This is a genomic window from Echinicola salinicaeni (genome assembly GCF_014280965.1).
Classification (GTDB): domain Bacteria; phylum Bacteroidota; class Bacteroidia; order Cytophagales; family Cyclobacteriaceae; genus Echinicola; species Echinicola salinicaeni.
This window is the reverse complement of the sequence record NZ_JACODZ010000003.1, coordinates 23,806-40,425: the sequence shown is the minus strand read 5'-3', so window position 1 is coordinate 40,425 and position 16,620 is coordinate 23,806. Positions and strand designations below refer to the sequence as shown.

The following is a 16,620-nucleotide window of genomic DNA, read 5'->3' as shown; positions in this document are numbered from 1 at the left end:
CATTGAAAAAAGAAAGCAGGCGCAGATTAAGAAATCCTTAGAGTTCCTGCGTGGGCTCGGTAGTTCGAAAAAAATTGTCTTGTTTCTCAAACTTCAATCATCAAATTACCTGTGGCATAAAAAAATGCTAGCTCAAGTTTAATAATGCCGTTCCCAAAAATTCTCGTAATAAAAAAGAGCGGCCGACATTCTAAAGTCGGCCGCTCTTTTTTATACCATTCTCGCTGTCTCTATCAGATGGATTATTTCTTCGTAATTAATGTCCTTATAGTTTTGAGTAATTCGTGGATCACTCATTACCTTATCCATGATTTCATTCTGAAGCCGCCCTTGAGCATAGGCATCTGAATACTTCATATCTGAAAAGGTCACCATTGTGTAAAGAGGAACCCATTCATGAGGGTATAACTCATGAAGCTTTGCCTCTATTTTCTTACGGATGATGAACTTAGGATTAGCTACGCTGTCCCTCATTTCCACAAAATTATCCCTTGCCATCTGACTTATTGCGTCTGTATCGGGTTTTCTGATTTTTTGAAATTTCTCAAATACCAACTCCCAAGAAGTAGTACCGAATTTCTCAATGAGCTCATCCAAGATAAAACAATCTTCAAATCCACAATTCATTCCCTGACCGAAGAACGGAACCATAGCATGACAGGCATCCCCTATCAATAAAGACTTATTTTTCTGCCATGGAAAGCACTCTACATTGATCAATGAACTTGTGGGATTATTAAAAAACTCATCAGTAAGATTAGGCATCAATTCAAAAGCATCATTAAAGAAAGTCCTGAAAACACTTTCCAAGTCACTTTTATCATTGATTTTATCAAAACAGACCTTTTCACCCTCAAAGGGCAAAAACAAAGTACAAGTAAATGTCTTATCAGGATTGGGCAAAGCAATGAGCATAAACATACCTCTCGGCCAAATGTGCAAGGCTTTTGGATCCATCGCAAATTCCCCATCAGCAGTAGCAGGTATGGTCAATTCCTTATAACCATGAGAAATATATTCTTGCTTATAATTTAACCTTGTTTGTTTCTGCATGGCATCACGCAATGAAGAGTAAGCGCCATCAGCCCCAATGATCACATCGGACTCCTTCGAAAACTTTTGCCCATCTGCATAAGAAAAGCGCAAAGATGTTTTTGAAATATCTATTTCTTCACAGAGATGATCAAAAAATACATTTACCCCGGCACTTTCTGCTTCATTGATCAGCAATTCATTAAAGTCCCTTCGGGAAATAGAATAGATAGCTTGGTTTTCCTTGCCATAAGGCAAAAAGGATGTTTCCCCATGTTCATCATGGATACTTCTTCCATACATGGGCAAAGCCATAGGGGACACCTTTTCTCTCAGGCCAATTCTATCCAAGGCCTTCCAGCCACGGTCGCTCAAGGCCATATTGATGGACCTCCCTTCTGGAACATTATTTTTATCCCTGAGATCAGAGCGCTTTTCATATAAGCCGACTTCCAGTCCTTTTTTTCTCAGGTAAATTCCCAAAAGAGAACCAATCAATCCAGCCCCAATAATGCTTACATTATTATTCCTCATCGGTTCAAAATCAGTTTAATAGGTTTAGTAATATAGGTTCAATATTTATCTTCTTAAGCAAATTTTGCTAAAGATCGTTCCAATATCTGGGCAAAGCGAAAGACATCCTCAAAGCTATTATATAATGGTGCGGGAGCAAGTCTGATCACATTTGGATTTCTCCAATCTCCAACAATTCCATTTCTATAAAACTCATCAAAAACAGCCTTTCCTCCTTTATGGATCAGCAAGGACAGTTGGCTCCCTCTTGCTGTCGGGTCCTGCGGAGTAATAATCTCCAAAATGCCACTTTCTCCATTGATTCTTTGAATCAGGTACTCCAAATAGCCAGTCAACAGAAGACTCTTGGTTCTAAGGCGATCTATTCCAGCCTGCTCAAAAACATCCAAAGATGCTTGATGGGCAGCCATCCCCAGAACATTGCCGTTGGAGGTTTGCCAACCATCAGCACCATACATGGGTTTAAAACCCTTTTCCATCATGAACCGCTCTTTTTCATCATGTCCCCACCATCCAGCAAAACGATTCAAATCATTATTATTCGCATACTTTTTGTGAACATAGATCCCAGCCACATTACCAGGGCCAGAGTTCAAGTACTTATAGCTGCACCAAGCTGCAAAATCAACCTCCCAATCATGCAAAGCCAATGGATAATTGCCCGCTGCGTGCGCCAGATCAAAGCCCACCAAGGCACCAACACCATGCCCTGCTTCGGTTATGCGCTTCATATCAAAGACCTGACCGGTATAATATTGCAGACCTGCCATCATCACCAACGCAAGCTCATCTGCATGATCCGATATAGTGGCTAAAATATCCTCTGTTCTGAGCGTATGTTCTCCAGTTCTTGGTGCTATTTCTATAATTGCATCCTCTGGCGAATAGCCATGAAACTTTACTTGGCTCTCCAGCATATACATATCAGAAGGAAATGCACCGGCTTCCGTCAAAATTTTAAACCTTTTGCCTTCAGGTCGGTAAAAGGAAACCATTAAAGCATGAAGATTGCTGGTCAAACTATTCATGACCACGACTTCTTCTTCCTGCGCACCTACAATTTTGGCCAAAGTCTTTTTGGCGCGTGTATGAACAGAAAACCAAGGTTGGTCACCATCAAAATGTCCATCTACTGCCTTATCAGCCCAAGCATGAAGCTCTCTTTGCAAATATGCTTCGACCGTTTTAGGCTGCAAACCCAATGAGTTTCCACAGAAATATATAGCTGCTTGACCATCAATTTTTGGAAAAAGAAATTGGGATCGAAAATCCTTTAAAGGATCATCTGCATCCATCTTTTTGGCAAAGTCAAGGCTGTATTCGTAAGAAATCATGCTAATAGTCAATATTTCATATTATTTGGCTGTGGAACAAATCTTCCGACAAGCTACTTTTCCATCTTAGTCCCACACTGAGAACAAGTGGTGTGCTCCGGATTGCTCCAGAAACGCTCCATGATTGGGGGCAGCTGGTTGACGATATCAGTTACCTCGTGGTACTCTTCATAAAGCTTATTTCCACAATTTTCGCAATGCCAAATAAAGCCGTCCTTTTCGCCTTCTCTCCTGTATCTCTCTATTACCAAACCGATGGTATTGGCAGGTCTCCTTGGGCTATGAGGCACCTTTGGAGGAAGAAGAAAAATCTCCCCTTCTTTGATATGGATATCCTTTGGCTTGCCATCTTCTATCACCTTCAGAACGATATCCCCTTCCAGCTGATAGAAAAACTCTTCGCCTTCATTATAGTGATAGTCTTTACGGGAATTAGGACCACCCACTACCATCACAATAAAATCCTCATTGCCCTTATAAACTTGCTGATTACCGATTGGCGGTTTCAAAAGATGTCTATTATCGTCAATCCACTTTTTGAAGTTAAATGGCTTTGCTAATTTCATGGTAATTATGGTCTTTATTATTTATCAGAAATATAAACACTTCCTGAGTATCAATGTTTTTTATCAAAGGTGCTTTTGATGTCTTAAAAGTAAAAAAAAACTACCAGTTTATTGATTATTTCGCAAAATGGCTTTGCCTCTAAAAGACAATAATTATTAAGCTATAGCTGGTTGATTAAGTTTTGAGGAGAAGTGGTCTTTTCAAATAATTATTTTCTCCCAAACTGAAGTCAGGTTGTCAAAACAATATTGCGGTAATATTTTCCTATTTTAGCCCCATATTAGACGAAATATAAGTTTATCCATCTCTGCAACTAAATAATACATGTCTTCCCATCACTTTGTAAAAGAACAGCAAGAACCTGCCTTACTGATCCTAGACACGCAAGATTATAGATTTACTCAACTGTCCTCCTTATTGGAATGGGTGCCAACAGTTATAATTGCACAAGATGCCATTGAAACCGTTATTTCTTGGGGGATAAAAATTGATATTATTTTAGCTTCTCCTGAATACCAAAGAGAAAACCTGCATCTATTAGAGGAGCAGTATCCCATTAAATTTCTTACCGTTAAAAACGGTGATTTTCTAGACGAAGGTCTCCAATATTTAATAGCCTCTAAACATTCGGCAGTAAATATTATTGGCTATGACCATAAAAAAGCATTTGATCTCGAAGAAAAACTGGATTTTCTGAATATGGTCATCTTTGATGGTCCTATCCGGTATTTTCCTGTTAAGGAAAAGTCTTTTAAAAAATGGTTTCCAGTAAGCTCCTTGCAAATCCATGCTCCAGAAGACAGTTTGGTAGAAATGAAAACCACCAATGAAAGTCAATTGATAAAAATCAGCCATGCCACCTTTGTCGAAACAGAAGAAGGCATAGTGACCTTTAACGCTATGAAACCTTTTTGGATTGGGGAAATGATCTGAACGATACAGGGACTACAATTTCTTGACCACTTCTTTTTTGGGAATAGAGATGCTCCACATACCTCTCAGATCACCTACTTGATGATCCTTGGCCTTATCCTCAGGGTATAGTTCATCCAACTTGGACATAGTTTCTGCTGCAATGTCTGTGCCCGGTTCGCCATGACAGTTCAAGCAGAGTTTACCTGGGATCTTTATGGCTTTGGTGTATAAAAGCACTTCCCCGCCTGGCAATTCCTGTACATTTGGCTTACTTTCTATTTCGTGTTCTTCATTGTATTCATAAGCCTGCAAGAGCATTTCTTCCATCTCATCTGGCTGGTCTGTAGGATTTCTGTAATCATGGGATACTCTCCTAATTTTTACACCATATTCATCACTTACTTTTTTAAGGCTAGGCAGCGCCTCTACATTACAGAATGCCACTGCTTCAGCTGCTCCCTTTTCTTCAAGAGCCCTTGTCAGTTTGGTCATCAATTCTTCCTGTGCGCTGGCACTGATTTCTCCACCCCACTCCATGGCCTTATTGAGAATATCCACATCGCTTACCTTTTTGATCTCCATGGATTGATTTACTTCATCCAAAACCTGCTTGTCCACATGTTTTTCGGTATTACAGGCCGAGAAGCCCAATGCACATAAACCAAGTATCAAAAGTCTCTTCATCGTTTCTGCTAATTTATACTTAAAGTTAATTGATTTTTTTCTTCAATTAAATCTGAGCGCTGCTAACAGAAGAAAAACTAAAGCCCTATGGATAATAGATAGCCGCTTATCGATACTGGAATCCCACTTATTTTCTTAATTTTGGTGGTTGAAAAGATATTGAAACTATGCTTGATAAGTTAGAGCACATAAAAGACCGTTTTGAGGAAGTTGGACAGCTGATCATCCAGCCCGATGCCATGGCGGATATGAGCAAATACACTAAGCTCACCAAAGAATATAAGGACCTGGAAAAAATAGTCGCAGTTTATGACGAGTATAAATTGGTCCTAGAAAATATAGAAAGTTCAAAGGAGATACTAGAGAATGAAAAGGATCCTGACTTTAGGGACATGGCCAAGGCTGAACTGGATGAATTAAAAGACAGACAAGTAGTATTGGAAAAGGACCTTAAGCAAATGCTTATCCCTAAAGACCCCAATGACTCTAAAGATTGTATCCTTGAGATCAGGAGTGGTACAGGAGGAGATGAAGCTGCTATTTTTGCAGGCGACCTTTTCAGAATGTACCAGCGATTTGCTGAAAAACAAAACTGGAATCTGACCATTCTCGATTTGACCTTCGGTTCAGCTGGAGGGTATAAGGAAATTATCAGTACCGTGTCTGGGGCAGACGTATATGGAATGCTCAAATATGAATCAGGTGTTCATCGTGTACAAAGGGTGCCGGCCACAGAGACTCAGGGTAGGGTACACACCTCTGCAGCTACTGTTGCTGTCTTACCTGAAATGGAAGATGTAGATGTGCAGATAGACATGAATGATGTACGTAAGGACACTTACTGTTCCTCTGGGCCAGGAGGTCAGTCTGTAAACACTACCTATTCTGCAGTTAGGCTAACACACGAGCCAACTGGAATAGTTGTAACTTGCCAAGATCAAAAATCCCAGATCAAAAACTTTGAAAAGGCCTTGAAGGTACTAAGATCAAGGATTTATGAAATTGAGCTGGCCAAGCACAATGAGGCCGTTGGTGCTCAAAGAAAATCTATGGTAGGCAGCGGTGACCGTTCTGACAAGATTAGAACGTATAACTATCCGCAAAGCAGAGTTACCGATCATAGGATCAACAAAACTGTTTACAATCTTCCCGATGTGGTAGAAGGAAATATCGAGGAATTTATCAGTGCGCTGCGATTTGCAGAAAACGCTGAAAGACTCAAAAATAGTGGCATGGAGGATTGATCTCCATGCCTTTTTTTTGCTTTAACACCCCTTTTTTTCATCGATAGTTATTATTTTCTAGTCTCTACTTGATTTTCAGTCCAATTAATCATTTTTGGGTATGATATATGTGGTGTTTCCCAATTATTCTGAACACTATATAATCTACTATTCACCTAATATGAAAATTGAAGGAGACAAAGGCATAGCATTAGTATCCTGGGGAGGACAGCATTTCCACAAACTGTACCCCATGGCCAACAATCCTGCGATTGCCAAAAATTTGAAGGACAGTTTCCCACAACCATATACCATTCATGATGCCAGAGCATGGATAGAACACAATATAAAATTCAATCCTCCACAAAATTTCGCCATTGAAAGGAATGGAGAGTTGGTAGGAGCAATTGGTGCTGAAAAAGGCCAGAATGAATTACGTACTAATATGGAAATTGGTTTTTGGATAGGCGAAGCCTATTGGGGCCAAGGAATTGCTACGGAAGCGACAAAACTTTTTGTCAAGCACCTCTTTGAAAAATTCCCTGTTTACAGGCTCTTTGCTACTGTTTATGATTTTAATATCCCCTGCATGCGTGTGATCCAGAAAGCAGGCTTTCTGGAAGAAGCAATCTTAAAAAATGCTTTTATCAAAAATGATAAAGTAGGAGATATTTATCAGTATGTAATGCTCAAAGAAGAATAGGCAAACAGTTATATAGAGTTGATGTATTGCTTAAAAAAGGTAATCAACGACCAAATTCTTAAAATTGGTCTGATTATTGATTTTCAAGGTGTATGAAAAAATTAATCAGACATATCGGATTTCCTTTAGCTATATTCTTCCTAATTTCAATAGGGACAAGTTCTTGCATGGTATATGATCATCATCATGGCCATCATTATAAAAGGAGTTATAAAAAAGTACCTCCTGGCCATATTAAAAACCATAATGGCTATCATCCCAAATATCACAAAAAGGGAAAAAAGAGAGGTAAATGGTAATCATCAAGACAGGGTTAATCCTGTCTTTTTCCTTTTCTCATCTTAAATCCAAATCTATTTCTTGCTAAAAACTTTTACCTTTGCCCAAAGCAATTAAAACCATGGAAGCTGCAAGGCAACTTTATAATTCTTTTCATTCTAAAATTCTAAGTATTTACCCAGATCCTGAGGCTCAGCAACTGGTATTTTGGCTCTTTGAGCATTTTCTTGGAATTAGCCGGGCAGATATCATTAGAAATAAAGAAATTTCTGAAGTCCCTGAGGCACTTTTTCTTGCCCTAAAGGATTTAGAATCCGGAAAACCCATTCAATATATTCTTGGGCTCGCTCCTTTTTACGGTCGTGAATTTAAAGTATCTCCTGAAGTTTTAATTCCCCGAAATGAGACAGAAGAGTTAGTTTACCTAATTATTCGGGAAAATCAACAGCCTAATTTAAAGATATTGGATATTGGAACAGGCTCTGGCTGTATTCCGATTTCTCTATATCTTGAAATGCGGCAACCAGAAATCCACGCTTTAGACATTAGCACTGAAGCTTTGGATATAGCCAAAACAAATGCATCACAACTTCAAGCAAAAATAAACTTCCACAAAACCGACATTTTAAAGGAAGAAATACCGCTCGGTGAGTTGGATATTTTGGTCAGCAACCCTCCCTATGTGCGAATGCTGGAAAAAGCATTGATGCGTAGCAACGTTCTGGACCATGAACCTGATTTGGCTCTTTTTGTGACTGATGATGATCCGCTGATTTTTTATAGGGCCATAGCCCAGAAAGGACTAAAATCCCTAAAACCAGGGGGTAGGCTTTATTTTGAAATCAATGAGGCCTTGGGAAAGGAAATGATTGATTTACTAAAAAATCTTGGGTATCGAAATATTTCTCTGCATAAGGACCTAATGGACAAGGACCGAATGATAAGTGCGAGCAGAGCTTAAATACTCATATAAATCAAGAAAAAGAAACACTTCGGCCTTTAAGCCTCCTATTGATCCACCAAGCCACTGCTAAATTCGGGACCCAACAAAGCCAAGCCACAATAGTATATGCTACGATAAACTCCTGAAAAATCATATTCAAAAAGGGTAAGTAAATCCTTAAGGTCACCGCAGCCCAACAAAAGGCATAACTGTAGATCATCATCTTTTGATGACGAAAAACTTCTTTTCTCAAAATATGAAAATAGGCTGCAAAAGTGCTTGAAAACCAACAAATCCCCAGCAGCACAAACCCCGTCTTGGTCAGCCACGTCCCTGTAGCATAAAAGCCTAGATAAAACCCAGCCGAAGCGCCAAGCAGACCGCACATTACATAAAATCGCCCAATGGTTCTATGAACTTTTATATATTGGTTTCTAATTTTTGCACTAAACTGAATCCAACCGATCAACAAGGCTATACCTGAAAAAACTATATGGATATAAAAGCCCAAATTCCAGGCAAAACTATTGAGTAGAACCAAGCTTTTTGTTCCCAAAAAACCTATATCCCGATCCTCCATGAAAATATAAACAAGAGGATAAACTCCTATCATTATGGATAGAAGAGCAAAAACGAACCACCAGATTTTTTTCACAATCGAAAGGGAGCTATTTAGTTTCAAATTAAGGAAATTGGACCATAAAAAAAATCCCCTGATCGGAACCTTCCGAACAGGGGACAAGTCAAACAACCGCAAATAATTAGAACAAAACTAAATATTTAAGGTGCCTTAGTAAATACATAAATTCATGTAATTCAGGATATTTGTCATCCTGATTTATCCGTAATGGACCAGTTTTATTACAAATTTTGCTTTTTCAACTCCTTAACTGCATAATCAGCTGCCCTAGCAGTAAAGGCCATATAAGTCAAGGATGGATTTTGACAGGCAGAAGATGTCATAAAAGAACCATCTGTGATAAACACATTTGGTACTTCATGCATCTGGTTAAAGCCATTCAAGACAGAGGTCTTAGGGTCCCTGCCCATTCTGGCAGTTCCCATTTCATGAATACAGTGGCCTGGAGGTGGAGCACTGTCATAAGAGCTAATATCTCTCGCTCCAGCCGCCTCAAGTATATCAATAGCGCTCTGACGCATATCTTTTCTCATGGCTTTCTCATTATCTTTGAACTCACAATCGATATCCAAAGTAGGTAAGCCATTAGCATCCAATTTATCATGATTAAGGGTAGCCTTGTTTTCGTAATATGGCAAGTGTTCTCCCCATGAACCAATACCAAAGCTCCATTCATCTCTTGGCTCGGTCTTGGACATTTTGAATTCTGCACCAATTCCTTCTGCTCCACCGTTTCCTCTGCCTCTTCCTGCACCACCCTGGTAACCAAATCCACGAACATAATCATCCCTCATAGTGGAATCACTGATGTTTCGGAATCTTGGAACATAAATTCCATTTGGTCTACGACCATAGAAATACTTATCATTGAATCCATCAAACTTACCTGACGCTCCCACACCAAAGTGGTGGTCCATAAGGTTATGTCCCACTTGCTCACTACCATTTCCCAGTCCATTAGGGAAGGCATCTGAAACTGAGTTCAACAATACCCAGCTGGTACCCAATGTAGAAGCATTTAGGAAAATGATCTTAGCATAATATTCAATATACTCCTTGGTTTCGGCATCCATGATCCTTACGCCAGTGGCCTTTCCAGACTCTTTATCATAAAGTACCTCTGTTACAATAGAGAAAGGTCTCAAGGTCATATTACCTGTCTTCATAGCTGCAGGCAAAGTGGCCGAGTTACTACTGAAATAACCTCCAAAAGGACAACCTCTAGAACACATATTTCTATATTGACAAGGTCCACGGCCATTATGTGGCTGGGTAACATGAGCAGCCCTTCCTATAGTGATGATCCTATCATCGAATTTTTCTTTTACTCTCTTTGCAACATGCTTCTCCACGCAATTCATTTCCATTGCAGGTAGGAAATGACTATCAGGAAGCTGAGGAAGTCCTTCTGCCTGACCAGAGATTCCTGCAAATTTCTCCACATACTCATACCATGGAGCAATGTCCTTATACCTAACTGGCCAATCCACTCCAAAACCATCTTTAGCATTGGCGGAGAAATCAATATCACTTAATCGATAACACTGCCTACCCCACATCAAAGATCTACCACCTACATGGTACCCTCTCAACCAGTTGAACGGTTTTACCTCATTATAAGGATTTTCATTATCGTTTACCCAAAAATGCTCAGTAGCTTCGCCAAAGGCATAGCACTTACTTTGAATAGGATGCTTTTCCCGCATCTCATTAGTAGTCCAACCATGATGGTCCATTTCCCATGGGTTAAGGTTGGTTGTAGGATAATCTTTGATATGCTCTACATTTCTACCTCGTTCAAGCACCAATGTCTTCAGTCCTTTTTCGGCCAATTCCTTTGCTGCCCATCCACCACTTATTCCTGATCCTACAACAATCGCATCGTAGGTATTCTCTTTATTTGCTTTAATATTTAAATTCATGATTTTGTTATTTTAGGCCCAAGCTTTGTCTCCAGGATTATAATCCACACATCCGTCATATCTACCAGGTACTAGCTTGTACCTTAAAGCTTGTGTTGCTCCGATTTCAGAACTGAAGTATCCAAAAAGTGTTAATTCTTTTACAATTTTATATCCTCTGGTCAAACCTTCCTCAAGGTCATTTTCCTTTGCATATACCTTCCCATCAATATCAGCGACAAGCGACACTTGCTTGTCTGCAGCCAAAGATGAAAAATCCTTTTCATTTTCTATATGGGCTAAAAATGCAGAAACTTTTTCCCTGTCTTCCTGAGAATAGCAATCCTCTAATACGATAACCATAAAGGTTCCAACACCTGCGGCCTTGGCACCTGGAGAATCTGGGGTATCTGGGATAATGATGTCACCGATTTCCGACAATAACTTGGCATCTTCAGGAGTAAAAACTCCAGCTGCGGCATCTTTGGATCGGGTACACCCTTGTTGAAAAACGGTTAATGTAGACACTGATAAAGCACTACCAAATATCAGCGCGACATTCTTCATCGCTTCACGTCTTTTCATGTTAATTTATGTTTAGGATTAGTTTTTGCAAGCAATACAATCCTTGAAAATATTGAAAACCAAAATGATAAAAAACTTTTTTCTTACAAAAGGCAATCCATTGAGGACATGACCAGCATCATTCAAACTCGGAGCTACAGCAAGATTATAGTCAATAATTTTGAAGAGATTTGAAAATCCATTTTAAAATTCTATTGACAATCATAATAGGAAGCATATCAGTATTTCCTATGGTAACAAAATTGCTAAAAACCCTAAGGATATTTAACGGTATGTGGAGATAAAGACGGTAAAAACCTAAAGATAGGAGGCAGATATTTTTATTCTTATCCAAATAAAACAGCTCCGAATGACTTTACTTCAGAACTGCCTTTATTAAAAGTTAAACTAAGTTTCTTGTACTTATATCTTCCTTATGCCCAATTTCAATCCTTCAGCATTTCCACTACTTTCTCTATAGGCAATGCTTTGATCTCATGCCCCCGATATCCTTCAGTGCTTTCCGCTGCAAAAAGAGAATTGATGATGGCTTCCTCAGTAGCCTCGATAGTGGCCAAAAACAGTCCACTCATATCATCATTTCTCAATACGCTCATCTCCCTCTTTTCTAATGGCTTTGCCTGATAGGGAATCCTAAAATTTTCTGCAGTGGAAAATGCTAAAACATAATCACCAGAACCATTAGAAGCAATCCCTCCTGTCTTGGCCAAGCCCAAAATCGCCCTCTTTGCAATGCGCTTAAGGTTTCTCTCATGCACTGGTGCATCTGTTGCCACTACGATCATACAAGAACCATCTGCAGATTCCAATTGGTTTTTAAAAGCATATTGCTCCAAATCCTTTCCAACTGGCAATCCATCAATTTGAAGCACTCCGCCAAAATTGGATTGCACAAGCACTCCGACAGTATATCCGCCCATTTCTTCGGGAAGCCTTCTAGAAGCAGTTCCTATCCCCCCTTTGAAACCAAAGCAAACCGTACCAGTACCCGCTCCCACATTGCCTTCCTCTACTGCTCCTGCATGGGCTTGGTCTATTGCTTCCAATACGTCTGAGGCCTTTACATGCCTTCCACGGATATCGTTCAAATAGCCATCATTGGTTTCCCCAACTACGGCATTTACTGAGCGGACATTTTCATTCTCTGGAAAGGAAAAAGTGTAATCAATCAGTCCTTCTATACCAGCTGCTACACTAAGTGTATTGGTCAGTACGATAGGGGTTTCAATATTTCCCAATTCCTCCACTTGGCTGCTTCCAGCCAATTTCCCAAAGCCATTACCCACATAAACAGCTGCAGGCACTTTTTCTTGAAATATATTTCCTCCGTGTGGAAGAATCGCAGTAACTCCAGTCCTTACACTATCCCCAATAATAAGGGTTTTATGCCCTACCAACACGCCAGCCACATCTGTAATGGCATTAAGTTGACCACTGGGCATCACCCCAAATTCAAAGCCATAATCGCTGGCCCTTTCTTGAGCCTTGACTTGATAAAAGGGTAAAATCATTAAAGTAAGTAGGCAATTGACTTTGGTAAAAATATTCATACACAGGAGATATTAAATTCACATTATTTGAATAAAACAATACAGCTCTCAAAGCTAACCCTCTATAATTTATTGACTAAACACAAAACCACAAGATTTCAGGGTCTCTTGTGGTTCTGAGGAGGAAATATTATTTCCATTGAAATTATATTTGGATCCTTTCAGTCTCCTAATATTCCCTTAAGATTAGCAGGAGAATAATTCACGGATTTTAATGTCTTACGGTCTTCCTTTCTGAAAACCAAATACAAGTCTCCTTCCTTTTCATAAAAACAATCAACCCCTTGACCTTGGTAATGGGCCATTGTGGCCTCAGCTTCCTCAATTGACTTACAGGCCTTGCTCATATTAGACCTTTGCACCTCGTCAAAGAGCGCTTTGAACTTATCAGCCAATCCAAACTCCAATACGGCCCCAGCCAGTACATATTGTAAGTCACATAAAGCATCTGCCACCTCTACTATATCTTCGTTTTTTATCCCTTCTTCCAGCTCTTTTAGCTCTTCAGCCAAGAGTGAAACCCTTAACTTCGATCTGTTCTCATGAGGCAGGGTCGGCGCTTCCAATACTGGGTGCTTAAAGGTTTGATGAAATTCAGCGACGGCACTTAAAGTCTTAGGATCTTTCATAATGTATATCAGTAAATAATTTGCTACGAAAAAAATCAAAAAGAGACCAAATACAAAAAAAGGCCAGAAAATTTTCTGACCTTATTTATTCATTGAAAAGACTTCTATTGCTTGCTGAGCAATACAGCACTTTCAAGATTGTTTTCTACCTGTCCATACAAGACACTGTTACCATCCACATTTCCGGGACCAATCTCCACTGTTCCATCCGAATTCCCATCCATAGCGGTACTCAAATTCACTCCCTCAAATATGGCCTCCATATCAAACACAACAGTCATATCTGTATTCCCTTCTACTTCATAGCCCTGCGAAGATTCAGCAACAGCTCTTAACTCCTTTTCTGCCGAAAGCCATACCTTGGTTGGCTTGTCTTCTATTTCACCCATGACCAACATAGATTTGTTTTCCATTTCACTCGCGTTGCCTTCGGAATGCTGATACAACTTAAAAATGACTTCAGTATAATTTCCATTGGGAGTTTCGCCTTCTCCAATCACTTCCACTCTGCTTTTTCCATCTGCTATCAATGAAAGACTTTTCTCCTGAGCCACTTCTGAACCAAGTTCTGCACCTAGGTTCGTCAAAATTGTACCATTTCCAATACTGATACCTGCATTTATTTCGGCCTTAGACACATATTTCATTTCCACCTCCTTGGTACCTACTTGAAAAGAAGTCACCGACATCGCCCCTACATTCATTCGAGAAATATCTGATGAAGAACTCGACCCACTCTTTGCTGTGGATTTTAAAGTAACTTGACTATAACCTTCCTTTGGCGTCTCATCATCTTCAGAGCATGCCATCATCATTAGGCCTAAGCTCAAAGCTGTCACCCATTTTGAAATGTTCTTTGTTGAATTATTCATAGCGTTAATACTGTTGGTTTATTTTTCCCAGGCACCTCAAACAAACAAAGTGCCAAAAACGTATATAAAATTTCAATAAACAGTGTCAACACGTAATATTCCGTCAACAAAATTCCCTAACACCGAAGTAAATAACATTTTAATCAACAGGAATACTACTGAAAAAAGAAATGCCACCGTATATCTGCCCTGTTTTAGCCTCTCCTTTTATTACCCTGAAGTATACTTCCGTTTATAATGTCGATGAATGGAAAAAATTCTTATGTAAAATGTCAATTTTAATTAATGAACCGTTGATAAATGTAAATGACATATACAAAAACCACCTTGAATATGGTGAAGGCTATGGTTATTTCCGCAATTGTAAAGCCTTTTGAAGGTTTTGTTCAAAGGCTAAAAATATAGTATGATTTCCGTCCTCATTATTTGGACCTATCTCTATTAATCCATCATTATTCCCATCTTTGGCAGAGGAAATTTCAATGTTTTCAAATAATTTTTCTACTTCAAAAACCAGAGTTAAGACTGAATTTGAATAAATAGTGTAGGCATGGGTGTTAGTTGCCTTTGCCTTAAGCCAATCTTCATTCCCAGTCCATAGCATCACTTCTTTCCCTTCGAAAATTCCCTCTAGTTTTAATGAATGGGAAGTGTTAGCACTAGACGTCTTTTCTAAATGAAAAGCAACTTCTTGATACAGACCATTTGGCGTATTTTCTTTTCCCAGCAAATTTGATCTTGGTTTCCCATCTTCCACTAATTTCAAGGATCCATCAGATTTTACATTTTGATCATTAAAGGCAAAAGATTCCATTCTGTCCATACCAGCATTTATTCCAGCCTCTGATAGATAGCTAACACTGAGATCGCTCAAGGCAATTTCGAAATCGTCAATTTGTAGTCCTCCGACGTAAACAGCATCTTCTAGGTCACCGCTTGAAGCTGCTGCAGTTAGATTGATTTTCAATTCACTGTAGGCACCTTCATTGTTTTCATCCAATTCCACACATGAAAACATCAAAAAACCTGGCAATAAGCTAAAAGATACTATGAATAATATATTGAAAATATTTCTCATGCTGTTCAATGAATTGGCACACATCCATTTATTCAATGGACAAATCCAATACCAGCAATGGTCTAGCCCCTATTTGGGCATAGTCTAAGCTAAAAAATGGAGTTAAAAAACAAATAAAGCCGGATAAACTAAATTTACCCGGCTTTATAAAAATATCCTAAACTGTGTATTAAATGATAGAATTGTAGCGATTTTCCACAACTGACCAATCTACAACATTCCACCAATTAGACACATACTTGCCTCTTTCGTTTTGGTAATTAAGGTAATAAGCGTGTTCCCAAACGTCTATACCCATCAAAGGAATGCCTTGAAAATCAGAAACGTCCATCAATGGATTGTCCTGATTTGGGGTAGAACCAATTTGGAGTTTTTTGTTTTCATCTAACACTAACCATGCCCAGCCAGAGCCAAATCGCCCTTTGGCAGCAGCTTCAAATTGCTCCGCCATACTATCAAAACTTCCAAATGCTCCATCAATAGCGGCAGCTAAATCTCCTGAAGGTTTACCACCACCATTTGGAGACATGATGCTCCAAAACAGCTCATGGTTATAATGTCCACCTCCATTATTTCTGATAGCAGTGCTGAATTTAGAAACCTCCATCAACACTTCTTCCAGTGGTTTTTCCATATCAACACCTTCAGCTTCACAGGCAGCCTTTAATTTTCTGGCATAACCAGCGGCATGTTTTGTATAATGGATTTCCATGGTCATGGCATCGATATTCGGCTCTAATGCTGCATAGTCATAATTCAGTCCTGCTTGGGAAAAGCCTGTACTTAGACTTACGGCTTCTTCCTCTTCTTTGGCAGCACCACATGCAGTTAAGAAAGCAGATCCTATAGCACTACTTCCTATGCCAACTGCCAAAGTGGCCTTAGTACTTTGTGTTATAAAAGTCCTTCTGGAAGGATTAAATGAAACTTTTTTCATTACAAATAAAATTTTATTTCGAAAACAGATTAACACTTCAGGTTATTCTTCTCAATAATTCCATTATTGAATCCGAGCAAGTTAACTAATTCACTTTTAAAATAAAACCATTATTCGGACATTGCGTCCGAATTAATGACAAGTTGGTTATGTTTGTAATTCTATATTAGAATGGATTGGTTTTTGAACCGTCATTTTACTTTAAAATACTTCA

At 39.2% G+C, this 16,620-nt stretch carries 16 protein-coding genes; 4 read left to right on the top strand and 12 right to left on the bottom strand.

From position 1 onward, the window contains the following. Positions 1–210 precede the first annotated feature (210 nt). From H7U17_RS06000 to H7U17_RS05990, 3 genes are read right to left on the bottom strand one after another with little or no spacing between them, the layout of a single operon-like run. Entirely contained in the window at positions 211–1,566 is a 1,356-nt protein-coding gene (locus H7U17_RS06000; RefSeq protein WP_186755762.1) for an FAD-dependent oxidoreductase, read from the bottom strand. Between the two features lie 53 nt (positions 1,567–1,619). After that, entirely contained in the window at positions 1,620–2,900 is a 1,281-nt protein-coding gene (gene kynU, locus H7U17_RS05995; RefSeq protein ID WP_186755761.1) for a kynureninase, read from the bottom strand. A gap of 53 nt (positions 2,901–2,953) precedes the next feature. Then, positions 2,954–3,466, bottom strand: coding sequence for a 3-hydroxyanthranilate 3,4-dioxygenase (locus H7U17_RS05990; protein ID WP_186755760.1), 513 nt, complete (start codon positions 3,464–3,466; stop codon positions 2,954–2,956). A gap of 325 nt (positions 3,467–3,791) precedes the next feature. Here H7U17_RS05990 and H7U17_RS05985 point away from each other — a divergent pair, with 325 nt between their 5' ends. Beyond that, positions 3,792–4,400 carry a thiamine pyrophosphokinase gene (locus H7U17_RS05985; RefSeq protein WP_186755759.1) on the top strand — a complete coding sequence of 203 codons (609 nt, stop codon included), beginning with the start codon at positions 3,792–3,794 and terminating at the stop codon, positions 4,398–4,400. Positions 4,401–4,412: 12 nt separating this feature from the next. Here the strand turns inward: H7U17_RS05985 and H7U17_RS05980 are convergent, their stop codons facing one another. After that, positions 4,413–5,066 (bottom strand): Tll0287-like domain-containing protein, encoded by a 654-nt coding sequence (locus H7U17_RS05980; RefSeq protein WP_186755758.1) that lies wholly within the window; start codon positions 5,064–5,066, stop codon positions 4,413–4,415. Between the two features lie 167 nt (positions 5,067–5,233). Here H7U17_RS05980 and prfA point away from each other — a divergent pair, with 167 nt between their 5' ends. From prfA to prmC, 3 genes are all read left to right on the top strand, one after another. Continuing rightward, positions 5,234–6,310 (top strand): peptide chain release factor 1, encoded by a 1,077-nt coding sequence (gene prfA / locus H7U17_RS05975; protein WP_186755757.1) that lies wholly within the window; start codon positions 5,234–5,236, stop codon positions 6,308–6,310. Between the two features lie 160 nt (positions 6,311–6,470). Next, entirely contained in the window at positions 6,471–6,992 is a 522-nt protein-coding gene (locus tag H7U17_RS05970) for a GNAT family N-acetyltransferase (RefSeq protein WP_186755756.1), read from the top strand. 379 nt (positions 6,993–7,371) lie between these two features. After that, positions 7,372–8,232 (top strand): peptide chain release factor N(5)-glutamine methyltransferase, encoded by an 861-nt coding sequence (prmC, locus tag H7U17_RS05965; RefSeq protein WP_317172698.1) that lies wholly within the window; start codon positions 7,372–7,374, stop codon positions 8,230–8,232. Positions 8,233–8,245: 13 nt separating this feature from the next. Here prmC and H7U17_RS05960 read toward each other — a convergent pair whose 3' ends face one another. The 8 genes from H7U17_RS05960 to H7U17_RS05925 all read right to left on the bottom strand — a co-directional run bounded on the left by H7U17_RS05960 (position 8,246) and on the right by H7U17_RS05925 (position 16,406). After that, the gene (locus H7U17_RS05960) at positions 8,246–8,794 is read right to left on the bottom strand and encodes a DUF2306 domain-containing protein (RefSeq protein WP_230981286.1); all 549 of its coding nucleotides are present in this window, start codon (positions 8,792–8,794) and stop codon (positions 8,246–8,248) included. A 281-nt stretch (positions 8,795–9,075) separates the two neighbouring features. After that, entirely contained in the window at positions 9,076–10,776 is a 1,701-nt protein-coding gene (locus H7U17_RS05955; protein WP_186755755.1) for a GMC oxidoreductase, read from the bottom strand. Between the two features lie 12 nt (positions 10,777–10,788). Then, positions 10,789–11,340: a gluconate 2-dehydrogenase subunit 3 family protein gene (locus H7U17_RS05950; protein ID WP_186755754.1), complete on the bottom strand. Its 552-nt coding sequence runs from the start codon at positions 11,338–11,340 to the stop codon at positions 10,789–10,791. A gap of 425 nt (positions 11,341–11,765) precedes the next feature. Next, complete coding sequence (locus H7U17_RS05945) at positions 11,766–12,890, bottom strand: P1 family peptidase (RefSeq protein WP_186755753.1); 1,125 nt, start codon at positions 12,888–12,890, stop codon at positions 11,766–11,768. Between the two features lie 161 nt (positions 12,891–13,051). Beyond that, positions 13,052–13,519, bottom strand: coding sequence for a pyrophosphohydrolase domain-containing protein (locus H7U17_RS05940; RefSeq protein WP_186755752.1), 468 nt, complete (start codon positions 13,517–13,519; stop codon positions 13,052–13,054). A gap of 104 nt (positions 13,520–13,623) precedes the next feature. Continuing rightward, entirely contained in the window at positions 13,624–14,391 is a 768-nt protein-coding gene (locus H7U17_RS05935; RefSeq protein ID WP_186755751.1) for a hypothetical protein, read from the bottom strand. Positions 14,392–14,740: 349 nt separating this feature from the next. Next, positions 14,741–15,469 (bottom strand): hypothetical protein, encoded by a 729-nt coding sequence (locus tag H7U17_RS05930; RefSeq protein WP_186755750.1) that lies wholly within the window; start codon positions 15,467–15,469, stop codon positions 14,741–14,743. Between the two features lie 169 nt (positions 15,470–15,638). Next, positions 15,639–16,406 carry a superoxide dismutase gene (locus H7U17_RS05925; protein WP_186755749.1) on the bottom strand — a complete coding sequence of 256 codons (768 nt, stop codon included), beginning with the start codon at positions 16,404–16,406 and terminating at the stop codon, positions 15,639–15,641. Between the last annotated feature and the right edge of the window lie 214 nt (positions 16,407–16,620).